The organism is Niastella populi (genome assembly GCF_002078015.1).
In the GTDB taxonomy this organism is placed as follows: domain Bacteria; phylum Bacteroidota; class Bacteroidia; order Chitinophagales; family Chitinophagaceae; genus Niastella; species Niastella populi.
On sequence record NZ_LWBP01000210.1, the window covers coordinates 186,495 to 207,336 of the forward strand.

Annotated in this window: 18 protein-coding genes; 15 read left to right on the forward strand and 3 right to left on the reverse strand. The window is 46.7% G+C overall.

Translation table 11 applies throughout. From position 1 onward, the window contains the following. Nucleotides 1-386: 386 nt before the first annotated feature. Nucleotides 387-509, reverse strand: coding sequence for a hypothetical protein (locus tag A4R26_RS35915; protein ID WP_278248447.1), 123 nt, complete (start codon nucleotides 507-509; stop codon nucleotides 387-389). A 322-nt stretch (nucleotides 510-831) separates the two neighbouring features. Here A4R26_RS35915 and A4R26_RS26305 point away from each other — a divergent pair, with 322 nt between their 5' ends. From A4R26_RS26305 to A4R26_RS26325, 5 genes are all read left to right on the forward strand, one after another. Next, a complete protein-coding gene (locus tag A4R26_RS26305; RefSeq protein WP_081169503.1) occupies nucleotides 832-1,305 on the forward strand; it encodes a RidA family protein in 474 nt (157 codons plus the stop codon). Nucleotides 1,306-1,600: 295 nt separating this feature from the next. Then, nucleotides 1,601-2,821 carry a selenocysteine synthase gene (locus A4R26_RS26310; protein ID WP_081169504.1) on the forward strand — a complete coding sequence of 407 codons (1,221 nt, stop codon included), beginning with the start codon at nucleotides 1,601-1,603 and terminating at the stop codon, nucleotides 2,819-2,821. Between the two features lie 140 nt (nucleotides 2,822-2,961). Continuing rightward, complete coding sequence (locus A4R26_RS26315) at nucleotides 2,962-4,212, forward strand: amidohydrolase/deacetylase family metallohydrolase (RefSeq protein ID WP_081169505.1); 1,251 nt, start codon at nucleotides 2,962-2,964, stop codon at nucleotides 4,210-4,212. Between the two features lie 13 nt (nucleotides 4,213-4,225). Further along, nucleotides 4,226-5,146: an RraA family protein gene (locus A4R26_RS26320; protein WP_081169645.1), complete on the forward strand. Its 921-nt coding sequence runs from the start codon at nucleotides 4,226-4,228 to the stop codon at nucleotides 5,144-5,146. A gap of 307 nt (nucleotides 5,147-5,453) precedes the next feature. Further along, a complete protein-coding gene (locus A4R26_RS26325) occupies nucleotides 5,454-6,590 on the forward strand; it encodes a bile acid:sodium symporter family protein (protein WP_081169506.1) in 1,137 nt (378 codons plus the stop codon). Between the two features lie 72 nt (nucleotides 6,591-6,662). Here A4R26_RS26325 and A4R26_RS26330 read toward each other — a convergent pair whose 3' ends face one another. Both A4R26_RS26330 and A4R26_RS26335 read right to left on the reverse strand, forming a co-directional pair. Next, on the reverse strand, nucleotides 6,663-7,040 hold the full coding sequence (locus A4R26_RS26330; protein WP_081169507.1) for a hypothetical protein: 378 nt from the start codon (nucleotides 7,038-7,040) through the stop codon (nucleotides 6,663-6,665). Between the two features lie 100 nt (nucleotides 7,041-7,140). Continuing rightward, nucleotides 7,141-7,518, reverse strand: coding sequence for a winged helix-turn-helix transcriptional regulator (locus A4R26_RS26335; protein WP_081169508.1), 378 nt, complete (start codon nucleotides 7,516-7,518; stop codon nucleotides 7,141-7,143). 248 nt (nucleotides 7,519-7,766) lie between these two features. Between A4R26_RS26335 and A4R26_RS26340 the strand changes: the two genes are divergently transcribed. The 10 genes from A4R26_RS26340 (at nucleotide 7,767) to A4R26_RS26385 (ending at nucleotide 20,724) form a co-directional block, all read left to right on the forward strand. Then, nucleotides 7,767-8,630: an SDR family oxidoreductase gene (locus A4R26_RS26340; RefSeq protein WP_081169509.1), complete on the forward strand. Its 864-nt coding sequence runs from the start codon at nucleotides 7,767-7,769 to the stop codon at nucleotides 8,628-8,630. A 26-nt stretch (nucleotides 8,631-8,656) separates the two neighbouring features. After that, on the forward strand, nucleotides 8,657-9,358 hold the full coding sequence (locus A4R26_RS26345) for a DsbA family oxidoreductase (protein WP_081169510.1): 702 nt from the start codon (nucleotides 8,657-8,659) through the stop codon (nucleotides 9,356-9,358). A gap of 150 nt (nucleotides 9,359-9,508) precedes the next feature. Beyond that, nucleotides 9,509-10,081 (forward strand): YceI family protein, encoded by a 573-nt coding sequence (locus A4R26_RS26350; RefSeq protein ID WP_081169511.1) that lies wholly within the window; start codon nucleotides 9,509-9,511, stop codon nucleotides 10,079-10,081. Nucleotides 10,082-10,093: 12 nt separating this feature from the next. After that, entirely contained in the window at nucleotides 10,094-10,630 is a 537-nt protein-coding gene (locus tag A4R26_RS26355) for a YceI family protein (protein WP_081169512.1), read from the forward strand. A gap of 13 nt (nucleotides 10,631-10,643) precedes the next feature. Continuing rightward, nucleotides 10,644-11,033 carry a hypothetical protein gene (locus A4R26_RS26360; protein ID WP_081169513.1) on the forward strand — a complete coding sequence of 130 codons (390 nt, stop codon included), beginning with the start codon at nucleotides 10,644-10,646 and terminating at the stop codon, nucleotides 11,031-11,033. Between the two features lie 347 nt (nucleotides 11,034-11,380). Beyond that, complete coding sequence (locus tag A4R26_RS26365) at nucleotides 11,381-12,625, forward strand: Pycsar system effector family protein (protein WP_081169514.1); 1,245 nt, start codon at nucleotides 11,381-11,383, stop codon at nucleotides 12,623-12,625. 13 nt (nucleotides 12,626-12,638) lie between these two features. Continuing rightward, complete coding sequence (gene ppk1 / locus A4R26_RS26370; RefSeq protein ID WP_081169515.1) at nucleotides 12,639-14,693, forward strand: polyphosphate kinase 1; 2,055 nt, start codon at nucleotides 12,639-12,641, stop codon at nucleotides 14,691-14,693. 16 nt (nucleotides 14,694-14,709) lie between these two features. Continuing rightward, nucleotides 14,710-15,573, forward strand: a complete 864-nt coding sequence (locus A4R26_RS26375; protein ID WP_242675024.1) for an SdiA-regulated domain-containing protein — start codon at nucleotides 14,710-14,712, stop codon at nucleotides 15,571-15,573. Nucleotides 15,574-15,588: 15 nt separating this feature from the next. Then, entirely contained in the window at nucleotides 15,589-18,126 is a 2,538-nt protein-coding gene (locus A4R26_RS26380; RefSeq protein WP_081169517.1) for a BamA/TamA family outer membrane protein, read from the forward strand. A gap of 234 nt (nucleotides 18,127-18,360) precedes the next feature. After that, nucleotides 18,361-20,724, forward strand: a complete 2,364-nt coding sequence (locus A4R26_RS26385; protein ID WP_133054784.1) for a GAF domain-containing protein — start codon at nucleotides 18,361-18,363, stop codon at nucleotides 20,722-20,724. Nucleotides 20,725-20,842 lie beyond the last annotated feature (118 nt).

Sequence of the window (20,842 nt, forward strand, 5' to 3'; positions counted from 1 at the left end):
TCGCTATAACCCGGTCGGCAGGGGCATTTACCCGATTGGGGAAGGCCTTGTACTGATGGGTGGAAGCATGCACCTGGTTGGCATAAGCCTTTCGCCGGTTGGGGGAGGCTACAGCCTGATGGGGGGAAGTATTATTTCAACCGGCGAGAGGTTGAAAACGATAAGGTGAAATGAAAAAACAGGATGCCAAAGCATACTATCGATTGGGAATGTCAGTTACCGCGCTGAACAGGTGACATGTTGAGTTGAATTGCCATTGGGCCGGTTGGGAAAGTCAATTGCCTGGTTATTCATTGCCCAAACCCTCTCCATCATCTGCCAACCCGTTTCGTGATCCGTTTTATCAGTTGGTCGGCAGCGCGTTTCCTGTTTTTGGTTCTTCCCATTTATTTTTCCGGTTGTACATCATAATTTTTCTCCCCGCTCTTCAACCCGGTTCCCACATAGTCATGCCCGTCACCACTCAATTGTAAACCATATTCAATCAAAATGCCTGCTTTCCCGATCAATCAAACGGTTGTTCAACGCGGCATTTTACAGGTAAAAGGTCCTGAATTGTTTTCGGTGTAACAAGGGCGACGGCACTTTGCTGCAAAATTTGCGGATTTATGATCTTTTTTGCAAGGAAAAAGGGGCTGGAAAATAAAATTATCGCCCATTATGCAAATAATTTGCAATTATTTTTTGCAAATTTCGAGAATGGGGCTAAATTAGATGAGTAATTCAATCAGTACTTATTGCCAGGCCTGCTGCCGGTGACCGAAAGTTTCGCGCTGTAAACCGACAGCTTCCGGGCTCATTCGCCATCACTAACACTTAAAGAAATTGCGCATGATCAGCCAACGAAGAAACGCACTCAAAAAATTGTTTGCTACAGTTGCCGGAACCGTAGGATTGGGGTTGTTTGCAAAAGCGGGAGCCGCTGCTGCTGCACCAGATAAAGAAGACAAGGACGTATTTAATGTTGTTGATGACCAGGATGTGCCGCTTTTCTCAGGCGCCACAAAATTCAAAGGACTGGTTTTCATTGCGGGCAAAGGCGCTCATTTTGCCGGCGACATCAAAGCCCACACCGATCATGTATTGAAAGAACTTGAAAAAGAATTACTCGCTGCCGGGTCTTCAATGGAAAAAGTGTTGAAAGTGAATGTGTACCTCGACGATATCAAAGACTATAAAGAGATGAATGAGGTGTACAAAGGTCGTTTTGGAAAGAAACCGCCGGTGCGTACTACCGTAGCCGTTGCCAAAGGCGGCGTGCCGGGCGATTCATTGGTAGAGATCGATTGCATTGCATATGTATAAGGTTTATGGTTTATAGTTGCCTTGAAATTCGGGCGGTTACCATTTTTAGCAAAAGCCTGAATATTCGGGAGCCATAACCATAAACAAAAAACTATAAACAATAAACTGTTTCAGGTTAAGGTTCGATTAATACACTACAACATCACATTTCTTATTCTCTTATCACTGTGATCTTGTGGTTACCATCACCTTATTGTATACCCGGTCCGTTTGTTAATCCAGCTATGAACGGGAAGTGATCCAACCAAACATTTGTGATCCAACCAAACATTTCCGCAAACCACAAACTAACTGTATGCAACGGAGAACATTGCTCAGGTATTTTTCACTTGTTCCCATGGCAGGCAGTGCCGCGCTGATTCCCTTTGCCACTGCCAAAGCCGCTCCGCCCCCTGCTGAAAAACGAAACCTTTTTAAAGAACTGGGTGTGCGCACATTTATCAATGCTGCGGGCACATATACTGCCATGACCGGTTCGCTGATGCACGATTATGTTGTAAATGCCATACAGCAGGGCGCCGCCGAATTTTGCATGCTCGATGAATTGCAGGATAAAGTGGGCGCGAAGATCGCCGCGCTGGTGCATTCGGAAGCAGCAGTGGTAACATCGGGCGCCTTTGCCGGCATGACGTTGGGGCTGGCCGGTATTTTAACCGGGATGGACCAGCATAAAGTTGAACAGTTGCCTCACCTCGAAGGAACGGGAATGAAGTCGGAAGTGATCATTCAAAAGGCACATGATATTGTATACAATCATGCCCTCAAAAACACCGGCTGTAAATTAATTTATGTAGAAACCGCCGCCGAAGCAGAGCAGGCCATCAATGAAAGAACGGCCCTGCTGCACTTCCTCAATATCGAAGCCGATAAAGGAAAGATCCTACACGAAGAATGGGTGGCGCTTGGCCGTAAACACAATATTCCCACATCTATCGACATTGCTGCCGATGTACCACCCGTATCAAACCTTTGGAAGTTCAATGATATGGGTTTCAGTTTCGTGGTGATCTCAGGCGGCAAAGCCATTCGGGGTCCGCAAAGCGCGGGATTACTGATGGGAAAGAAAGAGATCATTGCGGCTGCGCGGCTGCATATGCCGCCGCGTGGATTTAATATTGGCCGTGGGTTTAAAGTGAACAAAGAAGAAGTGCTGGGTATGTATGTGGCGCTTGAAAAATACATCCAACAGGATCACGATAAAGAATGGAAAGCGTGGGAAACAGCCACAGCGCAAATCGATACTGCCGCGAAGGCAGTAAACGGTGTAACAACCAGTATCTCCGTGCCGGCACTTGGAAACGTTACACCTACTTTACAAATCAGCTGGGATGCAACAAAAGTAAAAGTAACCGGTAAAGAACTGCAGGAGAAATTACGTGGCGGTCATCCCTCCATCGAAATAGGCGGTGTAGGCGATAACAGCATTACCGTTACGGTCTGGATGCTGAAACCCGGGCAGGAAAAAATTGTAGCCACCCGTATCAGGGAGGAATTGTCGAAAGCGGGAGGCTGGTAGAGGCAATTGGAAACGTGAAACGGCAAACTTCAGCGCGGCGTACGCCGGCAATTCGCCTTCGCCAGGCTACGGCGAACAAGTCGGCAATCCTTGCCCGTCCGAAGCATTGACCATTGACCATTCACCATCGACATCAAAGCATGTTCAAATTATACATCTTTCTCTTTCTCGCAAATGTGTGGCAGATCGCATCGGCTCAAACCTACAATCTGGTTGTCAAAGGAGGTCATGTGATCGATGCCCGCAATAATATTGATGGCGTAATGGACATTGCCGTAAGTGATGGCAAAATTGTACGGGTGGCAAAAAACATCGATGAAACAAAAGCAACACAGGTCATCAACGCCAAGGGCCTGTACGTAACACCCGGACTTATAGATGCGCATGTGCATGTATTTTATGGTCCCGATGCCGAACGCGCTTACAGCAACGGCCACCTGGCTGTTATTCCCGACCTTTTTACTTTCAGAAATGGCGTTACCACAATAGTGGATGCCGGTAGTTCGGGCTGGCGTAACTTTTCCCAATTTAAAAAACAGGTGATCGATCTTTCACAAACAAGAGTGCTGGCATTTATAAATATTGTAGGCGAAGGCATGCGGGGTGGGGCATATGAACAGGATACAAAAGATATGGATGGCAAACTCACCGGTATGACGGCGAGGCGGTATAGCGATCATATCGTAGGAATAAAAGTGGCGCATTTTGTTGGCAGCGAATTTACGCCGGTTGATGAAGCCGTAAAGGCAGGCGCCATCGCAAGTTCACCGGTAATGATCGATTTCGGTGGTAGTAGTCCGCCCCTGTCAATTGAAGAATTATTCACCCGGCATTTACGGCCCGGCGATATCTTCACCCATTGTTTTGGCCAGTTGCGCGATCGCGAACCCATTGTTGACGTCGATACCAAAAAAGTAAAACCCTTTGTTTTTGAGGCGCAGAAAAAAGGGATCGCTTTTGATGTAGGATACGGTTCCATCAGCTTTGCTTTCTCCCAGGCCATTCCGGCAATAAAGAATGGTTTCTATCCCAACTCCATCAGCACCGATATTCATGCAAACAGTATGAATGCATCCATGAAGGATCTGTTGAATGTGATGTCGAAAATGATGAGCATCGGCATGACCCTGCAGGGTGTTATTCAGGCCGCCACCTGGAACCCGGCCCGCGAAATAAAACATGAAGAGCTGGGGCATTTGTCGGAAGGCGCCATTGCCGATATCGCTATTCTTGGCCTGCGCAACGGTAAGTTCGGTTTTTTCGACTATACCGGTTACAAAGTAGAAGGCGCTCAAAAGCTGGAATGTGAAATGACCATCAAAGGGGGAAAAATAGTGTATGACCTCAATGGGCTCACGCCGCCGGCAACAAACAAAGCGGGCGGTCAATAAAAATAAACTGATCATGAAACCTGTTATCATAACGGCTGTTCTTCTGCTTTGTACAACAATGGCATTGCAGGCGCAAACCATGCCGCGTGAAGAACTGATCTTTCTTACCGGCGAGTGGAAAGGCGAACGGTTTGCCGATGGGCGGCCAAAGATCCCCGACGATCTTATTCGCCGGGCGCGCAGTATCAATATTGAAGATGCATGGACGATCCTCAGCAACGAGGGCTATACCTGCCAGTATGAAGGCAGCTGGAAAACAGTGCATACCGATACGCCGGTGGTTGGCCGGGCATTGACCGCCCGTTTTATGCCAACCCGTCCCGATGTGGAGAAGAATATAAAAGAACGCGGAAAGAAAGAAGGGCGCGTAGGCAATACCAACGCCTGGCCTATTGATATGCTTACCAAAGGCGATGTATACGTGGCCGATGGGTTTGGAAAGATCGCCGATGGAACGCTAATCGGCAGTAACCTTGGCAATGCCATTTACAGCCGCTCGGGCAATGGTGTCGTTTTTGACGCCGCGGCCCGCGACCTCGAAGGGCTGGCAGAAATAAAAGGTTTCAACGCATATGTGCGCGACTGGCATCCCTCGTATTTGAAAGACGAGGTATTGATGGGACTGAACACGCCGGTCCGCATAGGGCATGCCATGGTGATGCCCGGCGACCTGGTGGTGGCAAAAAAAGGCGGGGTGCTGTTTATTCCGGCCCATATGGCCGAGACCGTTATCGTAACTGCCGAGTTTATTATTTTAAAAGACAAATTCGGCATCGGTATGTTGAAGGCCGCTAAGTATACACCGGGGCAGATCGACAGCCAGTGGACCGATAAAATAAAACAGGATTTCCTGGAATGGCTGCAGAAAAACCCCAATGAGATCCCGATGACCCGCGCGCAGTTGGATGAGTATATGAAGAAGCGGACGTGGTAGGGGGAGTTGACGGGTTGACGAGTTAACAAGTTGAGAGGTTGATAAAGGCATGTGATGAAAGTATATTATAAAGGGGCTGGTGGTGGCATGGTGCAAACAAAGTGAGCGCGCCGATTGCAGATGTAGGCCGCGCAGAGGTTTGCCGTTTCTCAGCCTGCCCCGATGAAGTCGGGGTTTGCCGATTCACGATTGCCGATTGCCGACGATGAAGCGAGTTCCAAACTGGGAAACCCTTTCACGATTCACGATTGCCGATTCACGAAAACGAACAAAGATCCTTATCTATAAAAATGCTCATACTTAATCAATGACTTCCTTAAAGATAGCCCTGCCGGTTGCTGCTGTATTTTTTATCGCTTTTGTCGTATTCAGTATTTTAAACGGCGCAGCAAATGCCGGTCCCTGGCTGATTGCCTGTTTCCTGTTTTTGTCAGCAGGGTTCAGGGTGTATGATGCCCTGAAAGGTTTTTCTTTCACCATGATCATATTTGCCGCCGTAACCACGGCGCTTTATTACCCGCAGTATTTCGTAAGCTGGGGCGGAGTGAAACTGGCTATTTTCTTCACTCCATTATTACAGATCATCATGTTTGGAATGGGAACCGAAATGGGCATTAAAGATTTTGCCGGCGTTATAAAAATGCCCAAGGCTGTGCTGATCGGGTTGTTTGGTCATTTTACATTTATGCCGCTGGCCGGTTATACCCTTGCCCGCATTTTTAATTTTCCACCCGAAATAGCAGCCGGTGTAGTGCTTATTGGCAGTATGCCGTGCGGAATGGCGTCGAACGTGATGTCGTACCTCGCCAATGCCAATTTAGCGTTGTCGGTAACGTTAACGGCTGTTGCCACGCTGTTATCGCCATTTTTAACGCCGTTGTGGATGAAGGTGCTGGGCGGACAATTCATCACCGTTGATGCCAGCGCTATGATGTGGGATATTGTGAAGATCGTTGTACTACCCATTGGCGCCGGTTTGCTGTTCAACCGGTTCTTCAAAGGCAAACTTACCTGGCTCGATAAAATAATGCCGTTGATCTCCATGTTCGGTATTGCCTTTATCATTGTGATCATTGTGGCCGCAGGGCGCGATAATCTTATTGTAATAGGACCGGCCCTCATCATTTGCGCACTTATTCATAACACCACCGGGTATATGTTTGGTTACTGGATCGGCAGGCTGTTCCGGTTGCCCGAACGCGATGCCCGTACCATTGCCATTGAAGTGGGAATGCAAAACGGGGGACTGGCCTCAGGACTTGCCAGGGAAATGGGAAAGGCCGCAACGTTAGGACTGGCGCCTGCGATCTTTGGTCCGCTCATGAATATTACCGGATCGATACTGGCGTCGTATTGGCACAGGAAGCGGATAGTTGATGAGGATGGTTCAAAGAAAGAGGCTTTGGAAGCTATAGGTACGTTGGAGGTTAACAGGGTTGGTTGAGGTTGACGAGTTAACGAGTTGACTGGTTGACGGGAGGTTGAAAAGGTGATAAAGTTGATGGAGGTAATAAAGTTAAAAGTGGGTATAATCGCAAGGCCATTTTAAATCATTAAATTCTTTGCCAAACCTATGTAGAACCTCTTCTACCTCATACAAATTGTATAACCTGTAAATATCATTACGCCTGTAATCCTCATTTGTAGGCCATATGTCACTTTCATAAACGTCTCTACGCAATTCCTGTACATGTATGCAGTATGGTTTTTCCCAGATAAGTTTTTCTTTCCTGAATTCAGGAGAATGAGGATCGTTTACGTATAAATCCAGCAGGCGTTGATTTGCAGTTTGCTTTGTAACACTGAGCCAACCTATATAGTCAGGGCCGGAATCGAGCTGAGCGCCCAGTAATTTTCCTTTGTTTATAAATTGAATTGCATGCTCTTTTTTCATAGGAGAAGAACTGGTAATCGGAAATTGTCTGGGTACTTGCCCTCAAACCTGAACTACTTACTAACTCAATAACTAACTCCTCTTTAGGGGCGGGGGTGAACTAACCAACTTTCTTCTGCGCATACTTCGCCCTGTTTGCCAGAATACATTCCATATTCTTCTCGGCCCACAGTGCCAACTGCTCGATATGCGGTAATAAACTTCTGCCAAGATCGGTCAACTCATACTCTACCCGTGGCGGTATCTCGGGGTACAGTTTGCGCGACACCAGTCCATCCGCCTCCAATGATCGCAACGTTACCGTCAGCATCTTCTGCGAAATATCGCCTATCTGTTGATTCAATTCATTGAACCGCTGTTTTCCCACATGGCCAAGTATCGAAATGATCAATATACTCCACTTGTCGCCAAACCGGTCGAGGATGTGACGGATGGAGCAATTGGGGAATGCATGTTTTTTTTCACTATTATCTTTCATGTCTAAACATTGAGAATCAATAATACTTACCTCGAGGTAACTGGCGAACGGGAAAGTAAGTTCTTTGTTGGTATTAACTTACTTCTTAGCTTTGACTCTCCAAAAGAGAGTAAGAAACTAATAGGATGCAAGTTAAAACAAAAAAATAAGTAACACAAACCTGTTCCCCAAATTGCCCCAACAGGCATTATAAGATACGCATAATGAGCCAATTGTGCAACTTGATCGGGAACAATAAATGATTGAATATGATATTGGTAACAGCAGCAACCGGACACCTTGGAAGCGCCACTATAGACTACCTGTTGAAGAAAAATGTACCCGCCGCCGGCATCGCCGCCCTGGTAAGGGACGAACAAAAAGCCGCCGGTTTAACCGCCAAAGGCATCAGTTTGCGTAAAGGCGACTACCACAACGCCGCCTCCCTGCAGGCTGCTTTTAAGGGTATCGATACCCTGGTATTCATTTCATCGGGATCGATCCATGACCGGGTAGCCCAACATAAAAATGTAGTGGATGCAGCCAAAGACAGCGGCGTTAAGCACATTATTTATACCAGTGTATTGAAGGCTTCCGATAAACTGAAGTTCGTACCGGGCATCGACCACTATCATACCGAAAATTTTTTGAAAGCAGGCGGTATCGCTTATACCGTTTTACGTAACACATTTTACATAGATGTGCTGCCGATGCTGTTGGGCGGGGCGCTCGAAAGCGGGCAATGGTACTATGCAGCAGGTAATGGCAAAGTGAATTTAGCGGCCCGAACCGATATGGCCGAAGCACTGGCCAATGTAGCCGCTGCGCCGGCTTCGCATGTAAATAAAATATATGAGATCGCCGGCAGCAACTCGCATACATTTCACGAAATAGCCGATGTATTGACGCAGGTTACCGGAAAAACGATCATTTATATCCCCATTCCGCTCGAAGCATTGAAGGAAGGCATGAAACAGGCAGGTGTGCCCGAAGACCATATACCCATGTATGCCAGCATAGCGGAAGGCATCGCCGCAGGCGACCTCGATTCGAAGGATGCAAGCCTTGAAAAATTATTACAAAGAAAACCGGTTGGCCTGAAGGAATATCTGCCCAAAGTTTTAGGGAGGTAAAAACGAAAAACAGGAAATAAAATATTATGAAAATAGAGATCTGGTCAGATGTGATGTGCCCGTTCTGCTATATAGGCAAACGGCGATTTGAAAATGCGTTGAACCTGTTACCGTTCAAAGACGAGATTGAAGTTGAATGGAAATCGTTCCAGCTCGATCCTTCCATTGAGAGTGAACCAGGCAGGAACATACACCAATACCTGGCCGAACGGAAAGGGTTTTCGGTAGAAAAAGCCAAAGAGCTGAATGACCATGTAACAGCAATGGCGGCCGCCGAAGGGCTGCAATACAATTTCGATAAAGCGGTGGTGGCCAATTCGTTTGATGCGCACCGGTTTGCACAGGTGGCAAAAAAGAACGGCAAAGGTATTGAAGCGGAAGAAAGCCTGTTCAGGGCATATTTTACAGAAGGAAAAGATATCTCCAACCACGATACGCTGGCTCAGTTAGGCAGTGAGATCGGGTTAGATGGGGCAGCAGTAAAAGAGGCGCTGGAAAGCGATGCCTATACGAAAGAAGTACAAAAAGACATATCAGAGGCGGAAGCATTGGCCATACGCGGCGTTCCCTTCTTTGTGATCGATCGTAAGTACGCGGTGTCAGGAGCGCAGGCATCCGAAACGTTTGTACAGGCATTGAATCAATCATATACGGAATGGAAAAAACAAAATACGCAGTTAAAAACCATCGACGGACAAGTTTGTACACCCGGTGGTGATTGCAAATAAGATCAAACATCTATATTTGCTTCCCCCTGAACGGCGTACCGTAACCGATTGCACATACTGTTATGCTTATATGAAATTTTTCCGCGTTGTAAAACCGGAAGGGTTAGCATCTCATTATCTCTTACATTAATACTCAAACAATAAGAAAACATGAAAAAAGCAACTATCATTGCAGCATTATTGATCGCATCTGCAGCAACAACCTTTGCACAAACCTGGTCCATCGACAAAGCACACTCAAGATTAGGTTTCAATGTTACCCATATGGGCATCTCTGAAACAAGCGGTTCATTCAAGATCACTGACGCAAAAATTACTTCATCGAAACCCGATTTTTCCGATGCGGTAGTTGAACTGACCGCCGATGTAAAAAGCGTCAATACTGAAAACGAAATGCGCGACAAACACCTGCAGGGCGCCGATTTCTTCGATGCGGAAAAATATCCTACCCTTACTTTCAAAAGCACTTCTTTCAAAAAAGTAAGCGGTAAAAAATACAAAGTAGCCGGCCAGCTTACATTACATGGCGTTACCAAACCGGTTGAACTGGATGTTACTTTCAACGGAACTGTTGAAAACCCAATGAGCAAGAAAACCATGGCCGGTTTCAATATTGCTGGTATCGTTAAACGTTCCGAGTTCGGAATTGCTACCGGTATGCCTGCTACCATGCTGGGCGACGGAGTTGCACTGCAGGCAAGCACTGAATTTCAAAAAGACTAATAGTATTTGATTATGAAGAAACTCATCTTCTCAATGGCAACACTGCTGGCTTTTACAGCAGTGTTCGCCTTCACCGTTCTGGCTCAAAACTGGACGATCACTGATAAATACAGTATTAAGTTTTCGAGCCCCGATGTGTCAGGGATCTTTAAAACATTCAAAGGCAGCATTGCTTTTGATGATGCCAACCCTGCCGCTTCAAAATTCGATGTAACTGTTGATGTGGCCTCTATCAACACGGGCAATGGTTTACAGAACAAACACGCCAAAGGCGAAGAGTGGTTCGATGCAGCCAAACACCCTGTTATCAGGTTCACCAGCAAAAAGTTTGCAAAAACAGCCACAGGTTACAGTGTAACGGGCGATTTGCAAATAAAAGGTGTTACCAAAGAGTACACCATTCCCTTCACCTTTAAAAAAGCCGGCGCCGGCGCTACCTTCAATGGCAGCTTTACTGTAAACCGTTCTGATTTCAGGATCGGTAAACCCGGCGGCGATGTAGCTGAACAGATAAAACTCGATATAGCTGTTCCGGTTACCAAAGGCTAATAAACGAACATGTATGTTTAAAAGATTATTATTACTGGGTTTGGTATCGGGTGTATTGGCCGGGTTGGCAGCCTTTGTTTATCAAAAGGTTTATTTCAAAGCCAATGAAGTTGATTTCTCAGCGATCGTAACACCGGCAAAACTCTTCATCGGGGGCATACTGGTAAACCTGCTGGCTTCCGTTGTTTACGGTTTGCTCACCAAATGGTTGCCGAAAGCAGGCGAGATCATCTTCAACCTGTTGTTCGTAATAATTACGTTCGCATGCCTGGTAGTGCCTATCGGCTATATACTACCGCTCGATTATGAGCAGCCCGAATTATTCCCCGGTTTAACGGTGCCCATGCTGTTCTTCCCTGCATTGGCCTGGTTCACCATAAAACCGGTTTTTATAAAGAAATAGCCAGCCTTAAAAAGACGCTGTTGATGTTCGGGCCGGAAGAAGTGAACAGAAGATGAATAATTAAAGACAGGATGTATAAAATAGATGATAGTTGTTGCTTCCGGCCGGTTTTTACTTCCCGCATTGGGAAGCAAGTGTGCCACACCTTCGAGGTGTGGCACACTTGTTTCACCGCCTTCCGGTTATACAAATCCTGTAATTTGATGTAACAGTTCATGATTTTATGGCCGCGGCTTCCTAAATGACCCTAACTTTGGCGTTGTAGCGCCTAATTCTCAGTAGCCGTACAAATAATTTTACCTGATTATATTTGCTATATACTTGTAGACAGTAAAAGAATTCCTTATATGAATTATTATACGTTATTGGATGAAGTAAAACAATACGTAACCACTTTCTTTCATACCCATGCTAATGATAAACTGGTTTATCATAACCTGGTGCATACAGAAAATGTAGTGAATGCGGCAATCGAGATCGGCAACCACTACCGGTTGAACGATTTGGATTACTTTATTGTGGTAACGGCGGCCTGGTTCCACGATATAGGGTACTATACCGAACCGGCCAGGCATGAAGAGAAAGGGGCGGAAGAGGCGGCGGTATTTTTGAACAGGAAAGGCGTTGATGCAACAACCGTTGAAACCGTAGCCAATTGCATACGGGCCACGCGGTTGCCCCAAAACCCGCAAACCCTGCTCGAGAAAATAGTGGCCGATGCCGACCTGTTCCATCTTGGAACGGCCAAATTTGCCGAGTTGAATAAAGTAATAAGACGCGAATTCATTGAACTGCATAACATAGATATCAGCAAAGAAGAATGGCGGAATAAAACCATCCGCCTGCTCGAAACACATCAATACCATACCGATTACTGCCGGCTGTTGTTGAACGATACCAAGGCCAAACACCTTGAAAAGCTAAAGGCAAAAGCGGCGGAGAAAAACCCGGAACAAAAAAATACCGTACCGGTTTCGCCCATTCCACAACCCCCAACCACCAAAACGAAATTAACTCCCCTGATACAGGAAGAGCCTGATGAAAAAGGAAAACGGAAAAACAGCCGGCCCGACCGCGGCATCGAGACCATGTTCAGGATCACTTCGGCCAATCACCAGCGCCTGAGCGATATGGCCGATAGCAAAGCGCATATCATGATCTCGGTAAATTCCATCATCATTTCCGTATTGTTGAGTGTGCTGTTGAAGAACCTGGAACAATTTCCGCAGTATACCATTCCCGCCATGACCCTGCTTACCATTAGCCTGGTCACCATCGTATTTTCAATTCTGGCAACCCGGCCCAACATCCCCAGCGGAACTTTTACCCAAACCGATATCAACGAAAAACGGGTGAACCTGTTGTTTTTCGGGAACTTCTTTAGAATGAGCATGGATGAGTATACTTCGGGCATGTTGCAGATGATGGACGACCGCGACTTTTTGTATCGCAGTCTGATCAAAGACGTTTATTCGCAGGGAGTAGTGCTGGGAACAAAATACCGGCGCCTGCGCATCTCGTACAACGTGTTCATGTATGGGTTGATCGTTTCGGTGATCGCCTTTTCCATAGCTGCCATCGTTACACAATGAAATCGGTAATTGCATGCAATCTGAATCTTTTTTCGACAGGGACCTCAGCTGGTTGTCGTTTAACGGAAGGGTGCTGGAAGAAGCAGGCAGCGACAACGTGCCATTATTGGAACGGATCAAATTCTTATCTATCTATTCGTCGAACCTCGACGAATTTTACCGTGTGCGCATGCCCGCTGTAATGGCACTGGAAAAAATACACCAGTCGAAAGGGGAACATAAAAAAGAAAAGGCCAAAACAGAACTGTTGTTGCAGATAGATAAAATTATCAATGAGCAACAGGAGCGCTTCGGGTTTATTTTTACCAACGAACTGTTGCCCCTGCTCAGGGAAAAGAATATTCATTTACTGTACAACGAACCGGTACCTGAAAATATAAAAGCCGAAGTGGCCGATTATTTCTACACCCAGGTAATGGCATTTCTGCAGCCGGTTTACCTGTCTATTTCCGGCGTTAAATTCTTTCCCGAGAATAATAAGATCTACCTGCTTACCGTCATAGAGAACGATCGCGGGTACGATGAGCTGGTCATACTCAATATTCCATCAGACAACATGCCGCGGTTCTTCAGTGTGCAGCGCGGTGATGAACAGTTTGTCGTTTTTCTCGATGATATCATCAAAGACAACCTTTCGGCCATATTCAAACATGCGGTCATCAAGGGCTGTTACAGTTTTAAAATAACGCGCGATGCCCAGCTGGAGGTGGAAGATGATTATGAAGGCGATGTGGCCCGCAAAATTGAGGAGCAGTTAAGCAAACGCGATTTCGGGCTGGCAACCCGGCTGCTGCATGAGCCCGGTGTCGAAGAGGGGCACCTGCAGTTACTGATCATGGCACTTAAACTGCAAAACGCCATGGTGATCCGGGGCGGCTGTTATCACAACCTGAAAGACCTGATGGCATTTCCCGTAAAGGATGCGGCAATGAGTTATGATAAATGGCCGGCCATTGCGGTAAAACCCGGCGATGGGGTATTGTCGCTTTTCGATCTGGTTGAAAAGAAAGACATCATGCTGCATCCGCCCTATCAGTCGTACGACCTGGTACTGCGGTTCTTCAACGAAGCGGCGGTTGACCCGGCTGTTACCGAGATCTATGTAACCCTGTACCGGATCGCCAGCGATTCAAGAATAGGCAATGCGCTGGTAAGCGCGGCAAAGAATGGAAAAAAAGTGTCGGTACTCGTAGAGCTGAAAGCCCGGTTCGATGAAGCCAATAATATTCGCTGGGCGAAGAAGATGAGTAAAGCCGGCGTTAAAATAATTTACAGCGCCACTACCCTGAAAGTACATGCCAAGATCGCCCTGGTAAAACGAAAAAAAGACAAACGCATTACCTATACCGGCCTGCTGGCAACGGGCAACATGAACGAAAGCACCGCCCGTTTGTATACCGATCATATTCTTTTTACCGCCCATGCCGGCATCCTCCGCGAAATGGAACTGCTGTTCATTTTCCTTGGGCACAGGAAGAAAGCCGGCAATCCCGGCCTTATAACATTCGACCAGTTACTGGTGGCGCAGTTCAACCTGCAGCAACGCTTCCTTGAAATGATCGACCGGGAAATGGCAAATGCCCTCGAAGGCAAGCCCGCCATCATCACCATCAAGATGAACAACCTCGAAGAAAAGGTTTTGATCAACAAGTTATACGAAGCCTCACAGGCGGGCGTGCAGGTACGCCTCATTGTACGAAGCATTTGCTGTTTGCGGCCGGGTGTGCCGGGGTTGAGTGAAAATATTACCGTAACCCGCATAGTTGACCGGTACCTCGAGCATGGAAGGATCTTTGTATTTCATAATAATGGCTCAACCGAATTGTATATGGGTTCGGCCGACTGGATGAACCGGAATGTATACCGGCGCATAGAGGTGGTGTTTCCCGTGTATGATAAGGGCATTAAAAAACAGGTACTGGAGCTGTTGCAACTGCAGTTACAGGATAATGGCCAGGCCGTAGCCATCGACCAGCATCTGAACAATATACCGTTACCCAGCGAAGAAGGCAAAGCTTTTTGTTCGCAAAAAGCGATCTATCAGTTTTTGGCTGCAGGTAAGGCGTAAAACAGCAAGTATGTATATGAAAAAAATAGCTCCGGGCCGGTTGATCGTGCTGGCATTTGCACTGGCGTCAACCGCCTGCGCACCAAAGCGGAAGTTTGAAAGTCCGAATGAGTACGATATCAACAAACCGCAAAAGATCGTTATGCCGCCAAGCCTCGAAGAAATTTCGGGCATTACATTTTATAAAGGGAACAGCGATACATTGTATGCCCAGGAAGATGAAAGCGGCAAGCTGTATTACCTGAAACCGGGTGATAAACGGTCGCAGCATTTCAAGTTCGGCAAACATGGCGACTATGAGGATGTGGCTATCTGTAACAACACGGTGATCATGTTGAAAAGCAACGGCGTGCTGTTCACGTTTCCTTTTGCTGATATTCGTCACCCCGAAGAAACGGGTAATGTAAAGGAATGGGAACACCTGCTGCCTGAGGGAGAGTATGAAGGAATGTATGCTGATGAAAAAGACAATACAATCTACATTATATGCAAGGATTGTGTTGATGAAAAAAGCAGTAAAACCGCAAAAGGCTATATCTTGCAGCTAAATAACGACGGATCGATTGGTCAGAAAGGGACTTTTGAGATCGATGTACACTCCATAAAGGATATTACCGGCGAGAAAAAAATCAACTTTCATCCATCTGCCCTTGCCCGCAACCCCCGTACTAACGAATGGTATATCATAACATCAATAAATAAATTATTGGTGATAACCGATAGCAACTGGAAAGTGACCGCCGCGTATAAACTGAATCCGGCCATCTATATTCAGCCAGAGGGAATGGCATTTGACAAAGACAACAATCTGTATGTATCCAATGAGGGCGGAGACCTGCATTCCGGAAATATTTTAAAAATTAAATGGAAGGGAAAGTAAACCTTGGGAGAGCCTATGTCAAAAAGAATTCTACACCTTGCATTACTTATTGTATTCACCGCGCCGCTTGCGAAAGCGCAAACCGACAGTGCCGTTGTTAAAGCCCATCCTTCGTATGACAGTGTTACCAGGTGGCACCGGCGGTTATTTGGTGAAAATTTCCGGAAAGAATGGGCGGCGCCGGTTAAGCTGCCCGTTATCAATGTTAGTGCAAGAGGGCTTACCCCCATACAACGCGGAGGCGGCCACCAGACCCGCTCTCTTCGGCTTAAAGACGCCAAAGGCAATGAATGGGTATTGCGTAGTATTGAAAAATACCCCGAAATAATTCTGCCCGAAACATTTCGCCAAACTTTTGCCGCCGATTGGGTACGCGATGCCATGAGCGCGCAGCATCCCTATGCACCCCTCATCGTTCCGGTGTTATCAGATGCGGCGGATGTGCCGCACAGCAATCCTGTTATTGGCAGGGTAGCACCCGAAGGGCTTGGCGAGTTTGAAAAGGAATTTGCCAACACCATGTGTTTGCTGGAACAAAGAGAGCCGTATGGCGATTCAGACAATACCTTTAAAATGCTGGAACGCCTGAATGAAGACAATGACAACGTGATCGATACGGTGGCATTCTTCAGGGCCCGCCTGCTCGATATATTTATGGGCGACTGGGACCGGCATGAAGACCAGTGGCGCTGGGTAGATGAACAAAAGGGACGCGGAAGAAAGTATGCACCCATTCCGCGCGATCGCGACCAGGTGCTGTACCGCAATGAAGGTTTTTTTCCACGGATCGCATCCCGCAAATGGGTGGCGCCCTTCCTCACCGGTTTCCGCGGTGACATCAAACGGCAGAACTACGCTTTCTTCAACGGCCGTTTGCTCAATGCCCGGTTTTTGATTCAGTTTGATCATGATCGCTGGATGCAACTCACCAATGAGTTTCTGGCAAAAATGACCGATGAGGTGATAGAGGCGGCGTTGAAGCGGTTGCCGCCGGAAGTATATGTGATGAAACATGACGAGCTGCTGCAGAAAATGAAAATGCGGCGCGCTGCCATGCCAAAGGCCATGGAAAATTACTATCGCTTTCTGAACCGCATTGTAGACCTTCAGCTCTCCGGCAAAAACGAGCTGGTTGAAATAACAGACGCTCCTGAAAATGGTTTACTGGTAACCATTCACAAACTTTCGAAGAAAGGAAAGGCCCAAGATCAACTATTTTCCCGCACATTTGTTTCATCAGAGACAAAGGAGTTGCGAATATTTATAGGAAAGGGCAACGACAGTGTGGTATTGAACAATACCAACAAGAAGATCAAAGTGCGTATTGTCGGGGGCGAAGGCAATAAAGTGTATAACGTGGCGGCATCGGGTAAAAAAGTGTGTGTGTACGAACGCGAAACAGGCGCCGTATTTACGGGTAAAACCGGCCGGTTGAAAACGCATTTGTCGAACGACACTGCTAATACGGGTTTTACCCCAACCAATCCCTACGCTATTGTAAAACCGGTGATAGCTGCCGGTTTTAACCTCGATGACGGGCTTTTACTTGGCGGCGGCGTTAAAATATTTACACCCGGTTTTAAAAGAATGCCCTATGGCAGTATACAACAGATCTCCCTTGCGCATTCCTTTTCCACTGCTGCTTACCGCATCAGGTATCGGGGGGAATGGTTACGGGCTGTTGGAAAGGCCGATATAACGCTGCAGGCCAATATATTTGCGCCAAACAATACCCGCAACTTTTTTGGCAGGGGCAACGAAACGGAATATATAAAAGAAGGGGATTTCAGAAGATTTTACCGTACCCGGTATAATGTATATCATTTTAACCCATCGCTTCGCTGGCACCTGGGCCGGTCTGTAACACTGAGCGCCGGTCCCTCCCTTCAGTTCTATCATTCCGATAGCGTGGAGAACAAAGGCCGGTTCATAAATACCAACGTATCGCTGATCAGTTCATATGACAGTAATACCATTCACCAGGACAAACTGCATGGCGGTGTAATAATTAACCTCATAAGCGACAAACGCAATAACCCTATACTTACTACAGCGGGGCATTATATCAATTTGCAGGCGCATGCGCATGCCGGCATGAACGATATATCGAAATCCTATATGCAGCTGATACCGGAAGTTGCTGTTTATAAGCGCCTGAACAAAAGAGCTACGCTGGTAGTTGCCAACCGGTTAGGCGGCGCTGTTACCATTGGTAAAGCAGCTTTTTATCAGTCGGCCTTTTTAGGCGGACATGAAAACCTGTTTGGCTTCAGGCAGTACCGTTTTGCCGGGGAGCATATGGTATACAACAATCTTGAATTTCGTTTAAAGCTGGCTAACTTTGCCAGCTATATACTCCCTGGTCAGTTTGGAATGACGGGTTTTTATGATGTGGGCCGGGTTTGGGAAAAAAATGAGTCATCCAGCATATGGCACCAGGGCGTTGGGGGAGGATTTTATTTCGCGCCTGCTCAAATGGCAGTATTCCAGGTTACGGCCGGTTGGTCAAAAGAAGGCTGGTTTCCCTATGTGATCATGGGATTCAGGTTTTAACGGATACAACTTTATATGATATATTGCCGGTTTCCGGTTCCTGCAGGTGACATTACAGCTGTTTTTGAGTTGTGGCATCTTATTCGCGAAACGTTAAATGGCAACCGTGAAAAGCGCCGCCCGAATATTCCCTTCCCGGTAGAATGCCAATTTTTGTGAAATTTGATCTGGCAACTCCCCGATTGTGGGTTTCACGTTTCACTTTTTACGTTTCACGCCTTAAAGGCCTTGTGTATGCAAACGATGACGTTAAATATTAATGAGAAGTTTACTTTAAATAAACTGGATACGGCTTTTTCACTGCGTCCCTTCATTAATTTTCTGAAAAAGAGTTTAAAGAACGATTCTTCATTAAAAGATAAACTGACCGCGTTTTTGCTGGAGAAAATGGAGCAATTTCCTGAACTGGAAGGCGACATTTCTGTCGAAAACATGGACAAATACCGCGACATACTCGAACTGATCTTTGTAAGTATGTCGAATGTCACTGAAGATGAAAACCGCCTTCCCTGGGCGCTGGGTATGCCATTGCGGCCACTGTTCATATATGGTACAGATGCCTTTTATAACCTGATGATCGATACCCGCGATAAGAAACTCAAAAAGGCGGTGTTGCCGGGTGATGATAAGGTAATGAAGCTGCGCAATTTGCGCATGGCCTATACCTTTATCCTTGAACGTATTTACAATTTTTCCCCTTTTCACAAGAATGACATGATCCACACTTTTGTGGATGAAGAAACGGGGCTGCTGCGGCATTTGAAAATAAACATCGATACCCGTTTTATAGAAGTAACACCGGTTGGCCCCTTGCCCGATCTGAATTCGATCGCTGGCCCGGGCCAGTTGGATGATGAGCATGGTTTTGAAAAGCTGGAGAAGATATTGCCGTTAAGCATCTTTAAATTCAGGGGAATGTCGGTAGTTACTATCACTGACGAAACAGCGAAGTATGCCGTAGAAACCATCAGGAACACCATTGTTTCGCATAACATGCATTCGGAAGATGAATGCTACAAAGACGTGTCGAAATCATTGAAAACGCTGGTGCAGAATAACGCCATCGATTTCAACGTAACGCCGTTGTTCATGATAAACGATGAACTGGTGTTGCCCGAGGTGCAGGACCTGAAAAGCGTACTGATGACCGAGGATTGTAATAGCCAGGCCGCCCGGAATGCTTATCGGTCGTTCGTTGGGGAATATATCCGCAATCCGAAACCGCTTATTTACAAAACCATTTCTTCAAAAGAAGCCAAATTATATCCCTTCCTGGCATCCTGCACCAGAACCGGTATACAGTCGTTCATGGTGTTACCGTTGTACTCGAATAATAAGCTGGCGGGCATCATGGAAATTTTTACCAGGGTGCCGGGCATCCTCGATGAGAAGGTGCTGGCCATGCTTGAACCGGCCTATCCTGTGCTGGCGCAACTGGTGCAGCTTACGATCGATCATTTCAATGCGGCCATCGATGGGGTGATAAAAGAAAAATTCACCTCACTGCAACCCGCAGTACAATGGAAATTCAATGAAGCGGCCTGGCGTTATATAGAACAGCAGGAAAATACCGGCAAAGGAAAAATAGAAACCATTGGGTTTGAGGATGTATACCCGCTGTACGGCGCTATCGACATCCGCAATTCAACCATTGAACGCAATAAAGCGCAGCTCAGCGATCTGCAGCAACAGTTCGCCATCCTGCTCGAAACCCTGCAGGAGGTTAAAAAGCATTATACGCTGGCATTGACCGATGAAATGATCTATAAATGCCGCAAGTGGAAAAATACACTCGATGACTCCCTTACGCCGCATGGCGAAGTAAAGCTCACCGATTTCCTTGAAAAAGAAGCCGTTTCTTTCCTGAAACATTTCAAGCTAACCCATCCCGGATCGGCAGCCATCGTTGAAAAATATTTTGCCGCCATAGAGGAAACAAAAGGAGTGGTGTGGGCGAACAGACGGCAGCTGGAAGAATCGATGCAGTCGGTAAACATGGCGGTGAACAATTACCTCGACCTGATGAAGGATGAACTGCAGCAATCGTATCCCTGCTATTTCGAACGCTTCAGGACCGATGGGGTAGAGTATGATATTTATATAGGACAGTCCATTGCGCCAAACAAACCATTCGATATACTGTACCTGAAGAACCTGCGCCTGTGGCAGCTTTCGTCAATGGCTGCCATTGCAAAGATCACCCATGAGATGTTGCCGAAATTGTCGAAACCATTGGAAACAACCCAGTTGATCTTCATACACAGCAGTACGATCGATATCAGTTTCCGGAACGACGAACGCCGGTTCGATGCCGAAGGCGGCTACAACATCAGGTATCAGGTAATAAAAAAGCGGATCGATAAAGTGCATGTGGCCGATACCAACGAACGGTTGACCCAACCCGGCAAAATTGCACTGGTATACTTTAACCGCCGCGATGCCGATGAATACATTTCGCATATTCAGTATTTGCAGGAGCAGGGAATATTGTTGAATGATCTTGAGTTCCTCGATCTGGAAGAACTACAGGGCGTAGCCGGGTTGAAAGCGTTACGGGTAGGCATTAACCTGGCGTATGATAACAATGAGAACGCATAAACTTCAAAAAAAATCGTCGCAATAGTATTGCAGGCGGAGGGTTACACGTTATTACCTCGTACAACCATCGGAAGAAAGACTGGTATTTCAATTACCGGCAGATGCTTTCCATGTTGCC

Bases quoted from the DNA above. Each gene is read 5' to 3' on its own strand.
- A4R26_RS26365 (WP_081169514.1), top strand. From the start codon at position 11,381: ATGAATTATTATACGTTATTGGATGAAGTAAAACAATACGTAACCACT.
- A4R26_RS26315 (WP_081169505.1), top strand. From the start codon at position 2,962: ATGTTCAAATTATACATCTTTCTCTTTCTCGCAAATGTGTGGCAGATC.
- A4R26_RS26380 (WP_081169517.1), top strand. From the start codon at position 15,589: ATGTCAAAAAGAATTCTACACCTTGCATTACTTATTGTATTCACCGCG.
- A4R26_RS26345 (WP_081169510.1), top strand. From the start codon at position 8,657: ATGAAAATAGAGATCTGGTCAGATGTGATGTGCCCGTTCTGCTATATA.
- A4R26_RS26350 (WP_081169511.1), top strand. From the start codon at position 9,509: ATGAAAAAAGCAACTATCATTGCAGCATTATTGATCGCATCTGCAGCA.
- A4R26_RS26320 (WP_081169645.1), top strand. From the start codon at position 4,226: ATGAAACCTGTTATCATAACGGCTGTTCTTCTGCTTTGTACAACAATG.
- A4R26_RS26355 (WP_081169512.1), top strand. From the start codon at position 10,094: ATGAAGAAACTCATCTTCTCAATGGCAACACTGCTGGCTTTTACAGCA.
- A4R26_RS26325 (WP_081169506.1), top strand. From the start codon at position 5,454: ATGACTTCCTTAAAGATAGCCCTGCCGGTTGCTGCTGTATTTTTTATC.
- A4R26_RS26360 (WP_081169513.1), top strand. From the start codon at position 10,644: ATGTTTAAAAGATTATTATTACTGGGTTTGGTATCGGGTGTATTGGCC.
- A4R26_RS26305 (WP_081169503.1), top strand. From the start codon at position 832: ATGATCAGCCAACGAAGAAACGCACTCAAAAAATTGTTTGCTACAGTT.
- A4R26_RS26375 (WP_242675024.1), top strand. From the start codon at position 14,710: ATGAAAAAAATAGCTCCGGGCCGGTTGATCGTGCTGGCATTTGCACTG.
- A4R26_RS26385 (WP_133054784.1), top strand. From the start codon at position 18,361: ATGCAAACGATGACGTTAAATATTAATGAGAAGTTTACTTTAAATAAA.
- A4R26_RS26330 (WP_081169507.1), bottom strand. From the start codon at position 7,040: ATGAAAAAAGAGCATGCAATTCAATTTATAAACAAAGGAAAATTACTG.
- ppk1 (WP_081169515.1), top strand. From the start codon at position 12,639: ATGCAATCTGAATCTTTTTTCGACAGGGACCTCAGCTGGTTGTCGTTT.
- A4R26_RS26310 (WP_081169504.1), top strand. From the start codon at position 1,601: ATGCAACGGAGAACATTGCTCAGGTATTTTTCACTTGTTCCCATGGCA.
- A4R26_RS26335 (WP_081169508.1), bottom strand. From the start codon at position 7,518: ATGAAAGATAATAGTGAAAAAAAACATGCATTCCCCAATTGCTCCATC.
- A4R26_RS26340 (WP_081169509.1), top strand. From the start codon at position 7,767: ATGATATTGGTAACAGCAGCAACCGGACACCTTGGAAGCGCCACTATA.